Source organism: Paenibacillus sp. S33 (assembly GCF_053615415.1).
On the sequence record NZ_JBSIEZ010000001.1, the window covers coordinates 3,392,800 to 3,409,554 of the forward strand.

Consider the following 16,755-nt stretch of genomic DNA (forward strand, 5'->3'; position numbering starts at 1 on the left):
CCGTCGGTTGTGCGTAGGATGGCTGCCCGTTATTATATTTTTGTGCCGCGATTGCTGATAAGCTGGACAGACTTTCTAGATTCAATCTATTCGGACAGGACCTGAAATATCACAAAGCCGCTTAAGTTTTGTCCCAAAGTTATGTATCATAGAAGGAAGGCGAAAATACATTTGCTTCAAAGGAGAACATAATTATGGCATTGGACGGAATCGTAACCCGCGCTATCGTACACGAACTGCAAGGAATCCGGGGCGGGCGCATTAATAAAATACATCAGCCAAATGATCGCGATATCGTGCTGAATCTGCGGGCACAAGGCGGAAGCGTAAAGCTGCTGCTGTCGGCTAATCCGACCTTCCCGCGTGTACATTTTACAGAACAAAGCTTTCTTAATCCGACAGAAGCCCCTATGTTTTGCATGCTTCTTCGCAAGCATTGCGAAGGAGGCGTTATTGAGAAAATCACGCAGGTGGGCATGGAGCGTATTATTCACATGGATATTCGTCAACGTGATGAACTGGGAGATATTTCACTCAAACGAATTATCATTGAACTGATGGGTAGACACAGCAACATTATTTTGCTTGACCCGGAAACAGGCGTGATGCTGGATGGCATTCATCATGTCACACCGTCTATCAGCAGTTATCGGGTCATTATGCCCGGCTTTCAATACACGGAGCCTCCTGAACAAAACAAGCTGAATCCCCTAGAAATAGAAGAGGCAGCCTTCGTATCCTCGTATCAAACAGCGATCGAGGCCGAAGAAGCTCCCAAACGCTGGATCGTGAACACTTTTACTGGACTCAGTCCCCTCGTTGCTGAAGAGATACTAACTCGAGTAACTAATGAAGTATCTGGTGATAGTGATCGTTCACTATGGAGTACATTCAGTCACATCATGGATGACGTGCGGAATCATCGTTTTCAGCCAGTATCTGGACTAAACGCACAAGATAAAGTGATATTCTCAGCCATTCCACTGACGTTGATCCAAGAAGAACGTAAGGAGTACGCTACTATCAGTGAGTGTATGGAGGACTTCTTCGGTGAAAAAGCAGAACGGGATACGGTTAAGCAAAAGGTCAGTGACCTACTGCGGTTTCTGCAAAACGAGCGGAGTAAAAACGTAAAAAAACTCGACTATCTCCATCAGGATTTGGCCGAGGCGGAAGATGCGGATCAATTTCGCATTTATGGAGAGCTGCTATTCGCTTCGCTGCATGAGGTGAAAAAAGGGGACAAAGAAGTGACGCTCACCAACTTTTATGATGAGGAACAGCGTCCAATGACCATCCCACTGGACCCGCTACTCAACCCATCGGATAATGCACAACGGTATTTTAAAAAATACAACAAATATAAAAACAGCTTGGCTGTCATTGACGAACAACTGGAGAAAACGCACGAAGAAATCCGTTATATGGACAATCTTCTTCAGCAGCTAGCCCACGCCTCTATGAATGACATTGAGGAAATACGTGAAGAACTGGTTCAGCAGGGCTATCTCAGAGATCGGGTCAAAAAAGGAAAGAAAAAGAAGAAAAACGACCGTCCAACCCTGCACGTCTATACATCATCCGAAGGTATCGAGTTACTGGTCGGCAAAAACAACTTGCAAAATGAATATGTGACAAATCGACTGGCCGGACCAAATGACACCTGGCTGCACACAAAGGATATTCCGGGGTCACACGTCGTTATTCGTGCTGAGCAATTCGGGGATACGACGCTGGAGGAAGCAGCTCAACTCGCTGCCTACTTTAGCCAGGCCAAGCAGTCCAGCAGTGTGCCTGTGGACGCCACCCTGATTCGGCATGTACGTAAGCCCAGCGGAGCCAAGCCCGGCTTTGTCATCTACGACCATCAGCGTACGCTCTTCATTACACCCGATGAGGAACTAGTCAAAAAGCTGCCGAATCGCATTAAAAACGGCTAAGTCTCACCAGCCTATTGAATCCACAAAAAAAGCCCTTTGTTCTTTGCACGATACACTTCTTGTGTTCCATGCATAAGGCAAGGGGCTTTTTATTTACTTTTGTCCAACAGCAGCCTTCCTCAATTCCTCGACAACCTGATCTTCCACACTACGGCTACCCAGATCACCGTGGAAAATAACACCTTGGCGTGCACCGTGAAAATCCGAGCCGCCAGTTGCAATGAGTCCATATTGTGCCGCCATCGCAGTATATCGGCTCTCAGCCTCAGCATCATGGTCCGAATGTCGCACCTCCAAGCCCACAGGCTTCGCCTCCTCTATAATAGAGCGAACCAGCTCATCATTTCCGTATAAGCCAGGGTGGGCCACCACAGGAACCCCTCCTGCTTCACGAATCCAGTTTATGGCCTCCGCAGGCTCTACACGGGGTACAGACACATATCCGGGTGCTCCTTCCGCCAAGTAACGGTCAAACGCATCCCGCATATCCTTCGCATACCCTTTTTGAACCAGCGTATCTGCCATATGCGGACGTCCAATGCTTTCATCTGGTGCCAGCGGTCTGCCCATCGTAGCCACCACTTCATCCAGTGTGATTTCCACGCCCAGACTACGCAATTGACTCAAAATCAAATCATTACGGGTATCCCGCGCCTGGCGAAGCTTTTCCAACCGCTCCAAAAACACTTTATTGCGGTAATCCATAAAATAACCGAGTATATGAATATCCTTACCGCCAGCTCGAGTACTAATTTCCACTCCTGGCACCACAGTAATTCCTATGCGTTTTCCCTCCTTCAGAGCTTCCTCCAGACCAGCTACCGTATCATGATCTGTAATGGCTACACCTGCCAGTCCTTTTTCCTTGGCCCAGCGCACATTATCTGCGGGTGGCTGCATGCCGTCAGATGCTTGGGTGTGTGTATGTAAATCATATCGTTTTACGTTAATCTGCTCCTTCATTATACATCCCCCTTCTCTTTCACCTTTGCCAGCTCGTCCTGCGAGTCCCTCAGCACGTCCGTTCCCTGATCATGACGACGCAAGTAAGACAGGAAGGTGACTACCGGAATCGGCAACAACGCCGACTTCAAATGAATTGCATAAAATTCTCGTTTGAACGCGATATCTGAAATGTTCACAATTTTCAACAAACCGAGCGCAACTTCATGCTTCACCGAAGAAGGTGATAGCATGGTAATTCCCAGTCCAGCCTCCACCGCCGATTTAACCGCTCCAGTGCTCCCCATCTCCATTACAATACCAAGTCGAGAGGCATCCACACCACGACTTTTCAGCTCATCTTCTATCACTTGACGTGTACCAGATCCCTTTTCTCTGGCTACAAAGGGATGCTTAAACACATCTTCCAGAACCACTTTTTTAGCCTTGGCCAGCGCATGTCCTGAAGGCACAATCAGTTTCAGTTCGTCCTGCATTACAGGTTCTACCACAATATCCGGATGCTGGACTGGGGCCTCAATCAGTCCTAAATTCAACTGATGTTTTAGTATATCATCCATAATTTGAGTCGTATTCATCACATTCATTGCCATGCGTATATGAGGGTATTCCTGGCCAAACGGCCCCAACATTCTTGGTACAATATACTCACCAATCGTTAGGCTGGCGCCAATATGCAATCTTCCCTCCAGCATGTGAGTAAAAGCAGACATCGCCTCGTCAGCTTCCCTAATCAGTTGCATGCTTTTTTTCGCAAAAGGTAGTAGTGTCGCTCCCGCCTCTGAAAGCTCGATTTTTTTAGTCGAACGTTGCAGCAGCTTCGTGCCGAAATAATCTTCCAAAGACTGAATTTGCATCGTCACCGCAGGTTGTGTCATATGCAGCGCTTGTGCCGCCGCCGAAAAGCTCCCACGCTCCGCTACGGTATAAAAAATGTGCAACTGATGAAAGTTCATACTGACAGCCCTCTCCCCTCTGATCTCTCTATTTTACCATAAGAAAAACATCTGTCGAAGCATTTCCAAGTAAACTTACTGAATTGGGGGAGTTTTATTGCTGGAAATAAAAAAAGCATGCAGCTGATAACTGCATACTTTCTACTCAAAATTGACGGTAATCATAAGTTCGGAGATTTTTTCATCTAGAGCCGACCGCCCAATCACCGTCTATTTTTGCTTACGAGTGCTTTTCATCAGTGTCATGCGTCGCGAATGGCGTAGCCATGAATAGTATGACTTCAAATCCCTTAATTCAATGGTCTCCGACATTCGACCCAAAAAGGTAATGACAATCATCTTGTGAAGCGGATTCCCCGCAATATCCATCTCGCCGGGCAACTCTCCAAATTCGGCCACGACGACCAGATCACCATCAATTAAATATACATCCTCTTCGTTATGATAGTAGGACTCCATCCTGTTTTGCTTCAGGCATTCCCAAAGCCAGGCGGCGATATGATTCGTCTCGGACTGTTTCTGCTCTATCCGATCTAAGTAGCGAGTTTTCGCATGATTTGTAATCACGATATCGGCGACTTTTTTATCGCCCATCTCCACGTAGAACGGTTCGTATGTACTCCATCGCTGCATTGCTTTGTCACGCACGGGATCACTCTCCCCACCAGATAGGTCTTTATATCTACCAATATATTCATATGTTACCTCAACAGACCCGGGACTACAAGTTACAAAATTGAAGTTTATGGGCGGTTTTTAAAGATTTTTTAGGTCTAACAGCATTAAGACCATTATGCAAAAGTCCTGACTTTACAAAAAAAAGCCAGCCCGTAGGCTGACCTTTTAAGAATATTTTACAATTTATAGATATTAGAAACTTATATTTCATATTCTTTCATCTTTTCCTTATCGTCGTTGTACTCCGTCCTAATCTCATTTCGAAAAGAACGCTCGACCTTACGCACATAGGAAAGTCTGCGAATATTTTTAACGGTGTCTTCTGCCCGATCCGCATTCATATATATAACTACATAATGCATACGCTTTGAAATAAAGTGGACATTTCCGTATTTCTCCAGATTGCGGGCAGCCTTGATATCGCTTACCCAAATGATGTACCCTGTCCGCTCGGCAAACATTCGCTTCATCTCCCCTCCACTCGGTATCATTCCTATGACCTATCCACAGGAGCATTTCCCTCCGCTGCCACATCCGCCCTTTTTCACATTCGGATCATTGCTCGGCACCTTAATGGTCTCGGACACGGAATATGCAATCGTTTCAGACATGGCATGAAGCATATCATCCAGCGCCTTTTCGGCTCGTTTGAACTCCTTAACCTCCACGAATTGTTCCAGTTCCAGCTCAACGACCTGCACTGCATCCTTCGCTTCATGATAGTTCGGATGAAAATGCCCAAAACGCTCCGTTTCCGCGAATAGCTCCTTTTTGGCATCCAGCTTGCGTACACACGCCTGAATAGACGGATTCAATTCCACACGCTGTTTCCAATATAAATAATCCGATACCTCAAAGGATCGGTTGACCATATCGCCCAATTCATAGGCGTTAATAAGCACTTCTGCCATATTGACCGTATTCAATTCGGCTACGCTCATGAATGTTCATCTCACTTTATATAAAGTTCTACCCAGTAAAAGTAGACTCATTTATCATACCACATCCTTCTTTTGAGAAGAAGGAGTTTCATGCACTTCCTGGCTCTACTATGTAAAAGGAACCAGCAGCCGCATGTCTGACCATTCACTTGGCTGTAAGCTCGCTTGAGAAGGTGTTTCGTCATCCATTCCTGAGGCATACCAGCCTGTGACACTCCATGGCGCACCGGGAACCACCGCCTCCGGTATCCATTTAACCTCTTTCCCACCGATTCGCAATCCCACAGCGGCCTGCCAACGGATCGCTTGCTCGATCAACTGCCGGGCAGTGGAAGTATGGTAACTCCTCCATTCTTTTGTCCATGAGGAGGGGACTGTAGATCTTTCTGGAAAATAGTCAGACGGATCAGGCAACATGTGCTCTTGTTCGTAAAAATGCAGCGTGCGCCCTGTATAAACCAAACCTGCTCTTCCCTCTTGGGAAAAGATAGGACGGGCCTGAATCGGGTCGGACTCCATTTCACTGTTGGGACTGCCTGAATTCTCTGTTTCCGAAATCAATGGATAATGATGAGTTGGCTCGTCCACACCTTCCGGTTCACGACGTGGGCCTAATCCAATTGCAGCAAGCGTTTTTCGTATTTTGACAGCAGAGCTTGCCGGAATAATAAAGTCCCTATCGCCCAGCCGTTCCAGTAATCCTTCCAGCGCGGGATGGCGTGCAACTATGTCTGCATCCTCCTGTGTGCCACATCGCAAAAGTGTTACCGTTGCAAAAGCGGTCCGTCCGACATCACCTGCCCACTGTTCTACCGTCATACGTACATGATCAGGCACACCTGTTCGGCTGTATTTATCCAGAAGAGCAGGAATTGCTTTGGCTTCCATCCCTAACTCGATTGCCTCTGTAACACTTTCTCTGGTGAGCCGGTATACTACCATACGATCTCCTGTCACACGTTCACAGCAGCATTCCAGTCGCCAGCGCACATCATATGCCACATCTGGTGGAACCAATATTTCAAAATCAGGTTGTACATAAAAAGTACCTTGCTCTTGATGTGTATCCTCGTAATTATTGGGACGAAGCATTTCTATTACAGATACATTCCAGCGAAAACACAGTTCGCCCGTTACAGTCTGGCCCCAATCACCCATTCCAAAAGCAGTCAGAGCCTTCAGCCAACCCTTCAATTCCTCCATGAAAGGTTCATTGAAATTAAAATCAGAACCCGTTTCTCCCGCAAACCCTTCCGGATTTGAGATTATAGGAACAAGGTCTAAAAGGGCACCATTCTTGGAATCAGCTCTGCTCGTACTCTCATGCTGGATTAGGCCTACCTGAAGCATCCATTGCAGCAGAAACTTGATAGATATCCACCCTTCTGTTCCTACATACTGGGAGACGGCACACAGCATATAGCGAAAATGCTGCATAGACGCTTCGGCCTTGCCGTATCTTTCCATGAGTGTAGCAAAAATATGCTTGCGCATTTGCCAAGCAGACAAACGAATCCAAGTCGCCAGTTCCGTTTCCTGAATGCGAAAAGACACAGTTTCTTTCACTAACAGCCCCAAACTGAGTAGCAAATCCAACATTACCACCGTTTGCACTGGATACAACTCTGCATGTGCATAATTCAACCCAAGACCCATCAGGTCATCTGGGCGAAAGGGGGTCAGTTCATTCAATTTTTGCAATGATCGCTTATGTATGGTTCCTTTGGCCGTCAAAGGGACACCTTGTACCGCAATACGTGACAACGCATGCAGCAATTCCGACTCCAGGCCTGTCATTGATTCATGTACCGTTATCGGATGATCCGAATGCATCATGTTCATTGGATTTTGCTCTAACAACATATCGTACAGATCCGGTAGCCGATGAACCGGAATATATAAAATTCGTTCGCCCCACGATTTGGTAACAGCCTCCAGCCAGCCCCGGGAACGTAATCCACGCAGTGCCAGTTTCGTTTCGACCCCGCTTAACACTCCCCGGGTAAGCTGTATAGGTTCTTCTTCCTTCATGGGCTGTCCCGTGTACCAGATAAAGCATCGTCTAAGCACCAGTAGCTCATCCGATGAAAGCTCATTCCAGCTGTCTTGCGTGTTCGTTACGCCCATTCTTGATTAGGCCTCCTTTTTCTTCCCAAGATCAGGCTTAGCATTCCGGCCTCCGTTAGCCTCTGTCACACTAAATCTGCGAACCGCATATTCATAGCCTTGCTCGATCAGAAACAGCTGACGACGAGCCGCAAAATCCGTCTCCTTGCTATTCTCCGTCACTAGCGCATAAAAATAAGCTTTATTCTCGCCCGACTTTGGTCGCAAAATACGGCCCAGTCGCTGTGCTTCTTCCTGGCGAGAGCCAAAGCTACCCGATACCTCTATGGCTACTGCCGCATCTGGCAAATCCACCGCAAAGTTTGCAACCTTGGACACCAATAGGGTCCGAATTGTACCCTTGCGGAACGCATCGAACCAACGCACCCGCTCGGTCTGGCTCATTGAACCCGTAATCAGTGGGACGCCCAGCTCCTGAGCCAATATACGCAATTGGTCCAAATATTGACCAATAATAAGCGTGGGCAAACCGCTGTGCTGCTGAATCAGGCTACGCACCGCCTCCAGTTTGACCGGATTTTCGGCTGCAATTCGGTACTGCTGTCTGCCCTCCGCACGCATACTGCGCTCCAAGAGTTCAGCTGTCATTGGAAGCCGTAGCTCCACACAATCGACCTGAGCGATCCAGCCCTGTCGCTCCAGCTCCTTCCACGGCATATCGTATCGTTTGGGTCCAATTAAAGAGAACACGTCCCGTTCACAACCATCCTCTCGAACCAGCGTGGCCGTTAACCCCAAACGACGGGTAGCCTGAATGTCAGCCGTCGCCCGGAATACTGGCGCGGGTAGCAAATGAACCTCATCATATATAATGAGTCCCCACTTCCGCTCACTTAGCAGTTTCATATGCTCAAACTCTCCATCTCTGGTGCGACGGTGTGTCAAAATCTGGTAAGTTGCCACCGTAATCGGACGCACCTCTTTTTTCTGACCACTATACTCTCCGATGGAATCGGCAGGAATATCCGTCTTTTGCTTTAACTCTTCTACCCATTGCCGTACAGATGTAGTATTAGATGTTAGAATAAGCACCTCGCACTGAAACCGATTCATTACCGCCATACCTATCACTGTTTTTCCGGCTCCGCATGGAAGCACCAGTACACCACTACCCCCTAAGCCGTCCGCTCCTTCAAACGCATCAGCGGCCTTTACTTGATAATCACGAAGCTGCAACTTCGTTTGTCCCTTTCCCAAGGTAAAACTAAGCTGATTCCCTTCAAGATAGCCTGCCGTATCCACAACGGGATATCCCAAGCGCGTTAATTCCTGCTTGAGCAAGCCGCGATTTTCGGGCGGGACCGATGCGCTTACCTCATCAACGCGAAGTAAACCAAGCTGTTTTAGCTCTTGCTTGGTCAGAAGCTCATCCAGTAAAGCGGGGGTCTCTGCTCCCAAGATCAAGCGATCACCTATTGTATAGCTGTTGGCTTTCCCTGTCTTTATACCTCCGTCTGGCTCATGTTCAGCACGGTATGCGCCAATCGTATCTGTGCTATAAGTTCGCTCTTCTTCCGTACCCTCCCTTGAAAGCGTCAACGTCCCATAACGAGAAACGAGCTGTTCAATATCCTTCAACAAATCACGTGGAATATCCCAACGGGACATGGAGTTCAAACTATTTTGAATGTCCTCAGCACTCCATCCGAGGGCAGCTGCGTTCCACAAAGACAGTGGGGTGAGGTGATATGTATGAAAAGCGGACGGGCTTTTAACCAGCTCCGCATAAATCTGCAACTGTGAACGAGCCCATTCTGAACCGGGCAAGCCCATTTCCAGCAGAACGGTAAAATCACGTTGTACAATACAAGGATGTTCTGGATTCATAACTACCTCCTGATAATCTAACCATACATCATTTTAAAGTTATATAATAAATAGCTTATCCGTTTATTCGCATATCAACCAGAACAGCAAGGAGCCCAACCCATATTCGGGTTGAACTCCTGATTAGAAGCTCGGGGTAAAGACCTCCCCAAACCAATGCCTACCTTAATTATTCTTCTAGTGGACCTGCTCGGAAATATGACTAAGCGCCTCTCCAGCGTTGTCTGCAAAAATATTACGAACAGCCAAATCCCCGATCGAGACAATCCCGATCAGACGGTCTCCTTCCGTCACGGGCAAACGACGGATTTGCTGCTCTGCCATCAGCTCAGCTGCTTGGTCCACCGACATGTCCGCACTAGCTGTACGAATACCTGTCGTCATAACTGTATCGACCGAACCCGAACCCGAATTTTTAGCAGCATAGCCGCGAACGACAAGATCACGGTCCGTTACTACACCGATCAACTTATCACTGCCTTCGCTTTCCACAACCGGAATAAAACCAGTATCATTGTCCTTCATTTTGACCGCAATTTCATAAATATTGTCCTGCGGGGTAACCGTTACGCATTTTTTAGTCATAACTTCCTGAACTTTTTTCATGGGTACTCCCTCCTTTTCAAGAGTAGGGTACCCCATTTCATTCAGCTCATACTCCAGATTGAACCGTTCCCAATTCAACTCATTTTAGCCCTTAATTGCCCCTGCTTTTCGTTCCGCAGCGTATCCCGTAGACATCGCAATAAACAAACGAACCGCGTTAATCATAGCATCCTCATCAAAATCAAATTTCGGATGATGGTGTGGATAAACTGCTCCTTTAACTGGGTTACCCGCTCCTACGAACATGAAGCAACCTGGCACACGTTCCAAATAATACGCAAAATCTTCAGCAGGCATCAGCTTCGACGCTTCCTGTACATTCTCCTCGCCAAAAACAGATTTTGCTTCATTAAAGAAACGATGTGCTTCATGTGCGTCATTGACAACTGGTGGGTATCCCATAATATAGCGAACCTGTGCTGTTGTACCGTATGTTGCGGCTGTAAGCTCTGTCACCTGATGCAGTCGCTCCTTCATTACCGTTCGTGTCTCCTCATCAAACGTACGAATCGTCCCACTCAAGCGACACGTTTCTGCGATCACATTTTGCGCAGAGCCCCCTTGGATGGTTCCCACCGTCAGCACGGCAGGTCGCAAAGGGTCGACTGAACGGCTTACGATACTTTGCAGTTGCATAACAAGAGCTGAACCCGCCACCACACTATCATTAGTGGACTGAGGCATGCCACCATGCCCACCCTTACCTGTGATTTCAATATAAAAATCGTCTGCCGCCGCCATCAGCGGCCCTGCGCAACTCGCGGCCGTCCCGACCGGAAAAGGTGTCCATAAATGGATGCCATAAATGACATCCACACCTTCCAATACACCATCCTTTATCACACTGACCGCTCCGCCAGGCAGCAATTCCTCCGCAGGTTGGAACAACAACCGAATTTCTCCTTGCAGCTCGTCCCGGTTCAGACTAAAATAGTAAGCCGTTCCAAGTAACGCGGATGTATGTCCGTCATGGCCGCAAGCATGCATGGCTCCGTCCACGCTGGAGCGATATTCACATTCCTTTTCATCTTGAATAGGAAGAGCATCCATATCGGCGCGCAGCATGACGACAGGCCCAGGTTTAGCACCACGAATGGTGCCTACAACACCGTGTCCCCCTACCTGACGGCGAATCTCGATTCCCCAACTCTCCAACTTATCCGCTACAAAAGCTGCGGTTTTGCTTTCTTGAAAGGAAATTTCGGGATTCTTATGTAAATGTCTACGCCATTCCACCATGTTTTCTTGCAAACGATCAAACCAGGTCTCGTCTATCACATGTTGTGTCATTCTGCTCCACCTCTCCTTTTAAAGCATCGGGCAAGTTCCCGATTAATCATGCAGCGTCACCACGTATGCACCGCTACTCTCAAGTCTTCATTTTTATCCTATTGTAGCAGATATGGAATTGTTGCGATATCTGTTGCTCCAGGGAGCTTGCAGAAGCCCATCAAACATAATATGATAAAATGGATAAACGATAAAATGATAACCGTCTGCGAGGAATATACCTTGTGGCGAATACCGGGGGAAGCTGATATGAGAAATACGAAGCCGGAGACTCGAAGAAGAGGCACACCGGATTTCCAATTGCTGATCCTCACTTTGTTACTGGTTGGATTCGGTGTAATTATGGTATTTAGCTCCAGCTCCAGCGTAGCTCTGCTGAATAAAGAATACAATTTTGACTCTTTATATTTTGTGAAGCGCCAATCTGCTTTTGCTGTACTTGGACTTTTTATTATGTTGGTAGCTATGAATATTAAGATGGAAAAATATAAAAAGCTTTTTGTACCTTTATTTTTCATAACTATATTACTACTAATCATCGTTCTTTTTACAGGCTCACTTAACGGCGCAAAAAGCTGGCTCAGGTTTGGTAGTGTTGGCTTCCAGCCAACGGAGCTTGCGAAAATTTCCATCATTCTTTACTTATCCGCACTCATCGTCAAAAAAGGTGATCGCTTTAGAGATCTGCGGACTGGCTACATACCTGTAACAGTCATTGTAGGCTGTGTTGCAGGACTCATCATGCTTCAACCTGATTTAGGCTCCTGCTTCATTTTGGTTGCCACCAGTGGTCTGATTATTTATGCCGGGGGAGCCAGTGTCAAGCATATTACAGCATCAATCGTCCTGCTCGTGCTAGGTGCTTCCATCGTGTTTGGTATTGGGTCGTTGTTTGGAGGAGATTCTGGAACCACAGAGGGACAAGCTGCTGCCCAGCAAGATTATAAAATCGGGCGCTTTCAAGCCTTTCTTAATCCCGAGAAATATAGACAAGGAACGGGATACAATCTGGTACAGTCCTTACAAGCTATAGGTGAAGGCGGCTTAAACGGGTCAGGCTTTGGTAAAGGTATTATCAAGCTTCACTATCTTCCTAATTCATTTAATGATTTTATCTTTTCCGTAATCGGTGAAGAATTCGGATTTATCGGAACAGCCATATTCCTGATGCTATATTTGTATTTCATTTGGCGAGGCATGATCATTGCTCTTCGTTGCCATGATCCGTTCGGAACGTTGGTAGGCACCGGCATCATGGGTTTGATCGCCATTCAGGCCTTCATTAATATCGGCGGTGTAACCCAAACGATTCCAATCACTGGCGTAACGCTTCCATTTATCAGCTTTGGTGGCTCCTCCCTACTTGTCATGATGTTTTCCATGGGCATTATGCTCAGTATTTCTCGTGAGAACACCAAACAAGCGGTGCAAGAACGCACCACAGGGGTAGCTGTCCGTAATGAAGTACCCAATCGCTTTCAAACTCGTAGAACCAACCGTTTTCGCTAAAAAAGAACTTCCAAGGTCCACTTACAACGGTGGCTTTGGAAGTTCTTTTGGTTATGTATAAAATACGAGAGCCCTCTGCAAAAATGGCTATACTGTTGATTCACAAAACGAAAACTGGCGATTCTATAACCACCAGTTTTCGTGTTTTTATTCGGGTTATCCCACGGAATTTCCCGACATGTATACAATTGGTTAAAAATGTCAATTTGTCAGTTCCTGATTCTTTTACACTGCGTCGTCCTTGAACGCGACACCTTCCACTTTTACGTTCACTTCCACAACCCGCAAACCCGTCATACTTTCGACGGCTTCTCGCACATTTTGCTGAAGAATTCGGGACACCTCATGAATAGGTGTTTCGTAGAGCACGATAATACGTAGATCAATGGCAGCTTCCAGCTGTCCAACCTCCACTGATACGCCTTTTTGTACATTTTTACCGCTCAGCCTTTTGGCCCAGCCTTCCGATAAACCGCCTGACATTGCAGCAATGCCCGGTGTCTCTAATGCGGCCATCCCGGCAATTTTACCTACGACATCGTTGGAAATCTTGATGTTTCCTGCTTCCAGTTGTTGAATTTGCTCTGCCATGACCTATGTCCCCCTTCATCCATCCTTTATTTGTATTGTAAAGCCTCAGCCACTCCAAATGCAAACCCTACGTATGAAAAACAACTTTCGTTTACAACCTATATCATTTTGGGTATATTAATTTAGAAAATCCATACAAGTGACAGCTTTCGCCAAACTTGTACACATCTATTGATATCGAGGTGCTCTTCATTGAAAAAATGGTTATCTCCCGCTTTGCTCATAGCGACATTTGCTCTTAGCGCAGTCGCTCATTACACCCATTGGAACGCTATAGCCCAATTTGTCATTTGTGCAATTTCTGTTGTATTCGTAGCCGGTTTTCTCGGCAGGGCGACCGAAAGTGTCGCGCATTATGCTGGCCAACGTCTAGGTGGGTTCTTAAATGCCACCTTTGGTAACGCAGCCGAACTGATCATCGCATTCTTTCTCGTTAAAGAAGGTCTTTACGATATGGTAAAGGCCAGTCTTACCGGTTCCATCATCGGTAATCTGCTGCTGGTGCTCGGAGCAAGTCTGTTCGCTGGCGGTTTGAAGTACAAAGTGCAAAATTTCAATGTATCGCTGGCTGGATTAAGTGGTTCTCTGATGATTGTGGCTGTTATTGCCTTGTTCGTTCCAGCTGTCTTTCTGAACACACACGTTATCACGGATAGCGAATCAGATACGCTCAGCCTGATTGTCGCAGGCACGCTCATTGTCGCGTATATTGCGTGGCTTATTTTTTCTATGATTACGCATAAGGACTATTTAGCTGACGTGACCGAACAAAAAGATGAAGAATTGCCACATGAGCATGCCCCTGTGTGGTCCAGAAACAAATCCATTGCCTATTTGGTACTCGCTACCGTCATGGTCGCTTTTGTTAGCGAATGGCTGGTAGGTACACTGGAGGTGTTTACGACCCAATTTGGGCTCAGCGAATTGTTCGTAGGTGCCTTCCTCGTCGCTATTATTGGTAATGCAGCCGAACATAGCGCTGCTATTTTACTGGCGATGAAAAACAAAATTGGTGCATCGGTCGAAATAGCTGTCGGCAGCAGTTTGCAAATTGCACTATTTGTTGCCCCTGTGCTAATTTTTGTCAGTTACTTTATGGGAAACACGATGAATATTGTTTTCACCACTATTGAGCTGGTCGCCATTGCTGTCGCTGTATTTATCGCCAAATCCATCACCCAGGACGGCTCAACCAACTGGTATGAGGGACTCATGCTACTGGTAGTGTATGTATTGTTAGGTGTATCCTTCTTCCTTGTGTAGCTTTTAAGGTTTTAAAATGTGCATTAGGATGGTGGAAGGGCGAGGCGCTTTTGCCATCCTAAAGGAACATTTTTTTAAAAAAAGGCATCAAAAAAAGCATGCTCTCAAACTCCGCATGCTCTCATCAATTCAACCGTCTTCCTAATTGGCCTTATTATTCATGGCCTCATATAGAATAGCCAGATTGCGTTCCAGCTCACTGACCAGCTGTTTACCTACCATTTCTGGAAGAAGTCCAGCGCGAACCGCAAAATCCACTTCCTTGGAAAATCCGTACATCTGAGTATCCAGCACTTCCTCATAGAGAGGGCAATAACGGGTTGCCAGATTCTCCATCTGTACTTCAATAAGCTTCTTTATTTTATCTGCATCTTCCTGAAGCAGATTAATAGCCTTGATATTCAATTGTTCCTGCAAATCAGATGAAGTCATGGATTCTTCCCCCCTATGTCTCAATGTCGCACAAGACGTCCTATCCTTAATATTAGACCAAATTGCAGGCTAATACAAGAACCTGACAAAAAAAGCATCCCTACAGTTACAGGTAGGGATGCTTTTGCTTCAAGAATAAAGTTAGCTGGCTACTGAAATATGAAGTCCGTGCTTCTCGAATACCTCGATGATCGCTTTCTTAGCTTCCTCCGCATCTGGTCCATGAACGTGTAGTTCATAGCTATGGCTGCTGACTAGGGTCGTAAACAAGCCCAGTATACTTTTCACATCAATATACTTATTTTCGGAATGAAGGACGATGGAAGAGGTGAACTTGCTCGCCGTCTGTGCAATTTCAACAACCGCCGCGTTATTATTGGACATAGAGATCCCTCGCTTTACTGAATTGTCATGTATCGTTACTCACCCATAATAATACATTGAAATCGCTTTCTCAGCAAGAACGGATATCGTTATTTTAAATTCTCAGGGTTTAATGGCTCCAGCTCAGGCAGAACAAAGATGCCGTCTTTACGAATCAAAACATCGTCAAAATAAATTTCACCACCGCCATATTCTGGACGCTGAATCAACACCAAATCCCAGTGGATCGATGAACGATTACCGTTATCCGCTGTTTCATAAGCTTGACCCGGTGTAAAATGCAAGCTGCCGGCGATTTTCTCGTCAAACAAAATATCCTTCATTGGATGTAAAATGTGCGGATTAAATCCGATGGCAAACTCGCCAATATAACGTGCTCCCTCGTCAGAATCGAGAATATCATTCAGCCGCTTCGTATCGTTACTCGTCGCTTCCACAATCTTACCATTTTCAAAACGGAATTTAACATTTTCAAAAGTAATACCATTATACAAGGTTTGTGCATTGTAGCTGATAGTTCCGTTTACGGAATCACGTACAGGCGCGCTGTATACTTCGCCATCCGGGATATTGCATTGACCTGAACACTTGATAGCTCCGATTTGCTTAATAGAGAAATTCAAATCCGTACCCGGTCCGCTGATCCGTACCTTGTCCGTCCGATTCATCAGGTCTGCCAATGCATCTTGAGCTTTGTCCATTTTTGCATAATCCAGATTACACACATCGAAATAAAAATCTTCGAACGCTTCTGTGCTGATATTCGCCAATTGAGCCATGCTGTCATTCGGATAACGCAGCACTACCCATTTAGTGTGTTTCACCCGTTGTTCGCTATGTACCGCATGCTGATAAATGGAATTATACATTTTCATTTTATCTTCCGGCACATCTGACAGATCATTTACATTTTCACCTGCACGTATTCCGATGTAGCAGTGCATTTGCTTCATCCGGTTAAGGTCAATCTCAGCCCAGGTCTCCAGCATCTCCTTTGTCGCGTGACGAAGCATGGCGCTCTGTACCTTACGGTCTGTAAGTTGTACAAAAACATTTCCACCTTTTTTACCAACTTCATGAATGATGGCGTTAAGCAAGTCGCGCTCTGTACCAATCATTTCGATCAATACATTTTCTCCAGGCTGCACTTCAACAGAGTAACCGACCAGATTTTCTGCCAGCTTAAGTATTCTAGGATCTTTCATGTAGTTCTCTCCTTCTCTATTTCATTCTTTTTGAACAATGGTT

Annotated in this window: 16 protein-coding genes; 3 read left to right on the top strand and 13 right to left on the bottom strand. The window is 46.2% G+C overall.

The genetic code is table 11. The features are described from left to right. Positions 1 to 194 precede the first annotated feature (194 nt). Complete coding sequence (locus ACWGXJ_RS15660; protein ID WP_452567117.1) at positions 195 to 1,940, top strand: Rqc2 family fibronectin-binding protein; 1,746 nt, start codon at positions 195 to 197, stop codon at positions 1,938 to 1,940. Between the two features lie 93 nt (positions 1,941 to 2,033). Here the strand turns inward: ACWGXJ_RS15660 and ACWGXJ_RS15665 are convergent, their stop codons facing one another. The 9 genes from ACWGXJ_RS15665 to ACWGXJ_RS15705 all read right to left on the bottom strand — a co-directional run bounded on the left by ACWGXJ_RS15665 (position 2,034) and on the right by ACWGXJ_RS15705 (position 11,328). Further along, entirely contained in the window at positions 2,034 to 2,903 is an 870-nt protein-coding gene (locus tag ACWGXJ_RS15665; protein WP_235309499.1) for a PHP domain-containing protein, read from the bottom strand. After that, positions 2,903 to 3,859 (bottom strand): selenium metabolism-associated LysR family transcriptional regulator, encoded by a 957-nt coding sequence (locus tag ACWGXJ_RS15670; RefSeq protein ID WP_250268768.1) that lies wholly within the window; start codon positions 3,857 to 3,859, stop codon positions 2,903 to 2,905. The genes ACWGXJ_RS15665 and ACWGXJ_RS15670 overlap by 1 nt, the downstream gene beginning before the upstream one ends. Positions 3,860 to 4,069: 210 nt before the next feature. Continuing rightward, the gene (locus ACWGXJ_RS15675; RefSeq protein WP_023989315.1) at positions 4,070 to 4,507 is read right to left on the bottom strand and encodes a hypothetical protein; all 438 of its coding nucleotides are present in this window, start codon (positions 4,505 to 4,507) and stop codon (positions 4,070 to 4,072) included. A 230-nt stretch (positions 4,508 to 4,737) separates the two neighbouring features. Further along, a complete protein-coding gene (locus ACWGXJ_RS15680; RefSeq protein WP_023989316.1) occupies positions 4,738 to 4,998 on the bottom strand; it encodes a YlbG family protein in 261 nt (86 codons plus the stop codon). Positions 4,999 to 5,037: 39 nt separating this feature from the next. Continuing rightward, entirely contained in the window at positions 5,038 to 5,478 is a 441-nt protein-coding gene (locus tag ACWGXJ_RS15685) for a YlbF family regulator (RefSeq protein WP_061829012.1), read from the bottom strand. Between the two features lie 108 nt (positions 5,479 to 5,586). Further along, positions 5,587 to 7,605, bottom strand: a complete 2,019-nt coding sequence (locus ACWGXJ_RS15690) for a helicase-associated domain-containing protein (protein WP_452567118.1) — start codon at positions 7,603 to 7,605, stop codon at positions 5,587 to 5,589. Between the two features lie 6 nt (positions 7,606 to 7,611). After that, positions 7,612 to 9,432: a DNA repair helicase XPB gene (locus ACWGXJ_RS15695; protein WP_452567119.1), complete on the bottom strand. Its 1,821-nt coding sequence runs from the start codon at positions 9,430 to 9,432 to the stop codon at positions 7,612 to 7,614. Positions 9,433 to 9,609: 177 nt separating this feature from the next. Further along, positions 9,610 to 10,038: a CBS domain-containing protein gene (locus ACWGXJ_RS15700; protein WP_023989320.1), complete on the bottom strand. Its 429-nt coding sequence runs from the start codon at positions 10,036 to 10,038 to the stop codon at positions 9,610 to 9,612. A gap of 84 nt (positions 10,039 to 10,122) precedes the next feature. Beyond that, on the bottom strand, positions 10,123 to 11,328 hold the full coding sequence (locus tag ACWGXJ_RS15705) for a M20 metallopeptidase family protein (protein ID WP_452567120.1): 1,206 nt from the start codon (positions 11,326 to 11,328) through the stop codon (positions 10,123 to 10,125). Between the two features lie 249 nt (positions 11,329 to 11,577). Here ACWGXJ_RS15705 and ftsW point away from each other — a divergent pair, with 249 nt between their 5' ends. Next, positions 11,578 to 12,837: a putative lipid II flippase FtsW gene (ftsW, locus tag ACWGXJ_RS15710; RefSeq protein ID WP_250261026.1), complete on the top strand. Its 1,260-nt coding sequence runs from the start codon at positions 11,578 to 11,580 to the stop codon at positions 12,835 to 12,837. A gap of 225 nt (positions 12,838 to 13,062) precedes the next feature. On the opposite strand, the gene ACWGXJ_RS15715 is transcribed toward ftsW, so the two are convergent. After that, entirely contained in the window at positions 13,063 to 13,428 is a 366-nt protein-coding gene (locus ACWGXJ_RS15715; RefSeq protein WP_013310912.1) for an Asp23/Gls24 family envelope stress response protein, read from the bottom strand. A 192-nt stretch (positions 13,429 to 13,620) separates the two neighbouring features. On the opposite strand from ACWGXJ_RS15715, the gene cax reads away from it, so the two are divergent. Then, complete coding sequence (cax, locus tag ACWGXJ_RS15720; RefSeq protein WP_061829007.1) at positions 13,621 to 14,691, top strand: calcium/proton exchanger; 1,071 nt, start codon at positions 13,621 to 13,623, stop codon at positions 14,689 to 14,691. Positions 14,692 to 14,832: 141 nt separating this feature from the next. On the opposite strand, the gene ACWGXJ_RS15725 is transcribed toward cax, so the two are convergent. The 3 genes from ACWGXJ_RS15725 to ACWGXJ_RS15735 all read right to left on the bottom strand — a co-directional run bounded on the left by ACWGXJ_RS15725 (position 14,833) and on the right by ACWGXJ_RS15735 (position 16,712). Continuing rightward, positions 14,833 to 15,123 carry a YlaN family protein gene (locus ACWGXJ_RS15725; protein ID WP_007431028.1) on the bottom strand — a complete coding sequence of 97 codons (291 nt, stop codon included), beginning with the start codon at positions 15,121 to 15,123 and terminating at the stop codon, positions 14,833 to 14,835. Between the two features lie 141 nt (positions 15,124 to 15,264). Further along, entirely contained in the window at positions 15,265 to 15,507 is a 243-nt protein-coding gene (locus ACWGXJ_RS15730; protein ID WP_013310915.1) for an HPr family phosphocarrier protein, read from the bottom strand. Between the two features lie 89 nt (positions 15,508 to 15,596). Beyond that, entirely contained in the window at positions 15,597 to 16,712 is a 1,116-nt protein-coding gene (locus ACWGXJ_RS15735; RefSeq protein ID WP_013310916.1) for an aminopeptidase, read from the bottom strand. Between the last annotated feature and the right edge of the window lie 43 nt (positions 16,713 to 16,755).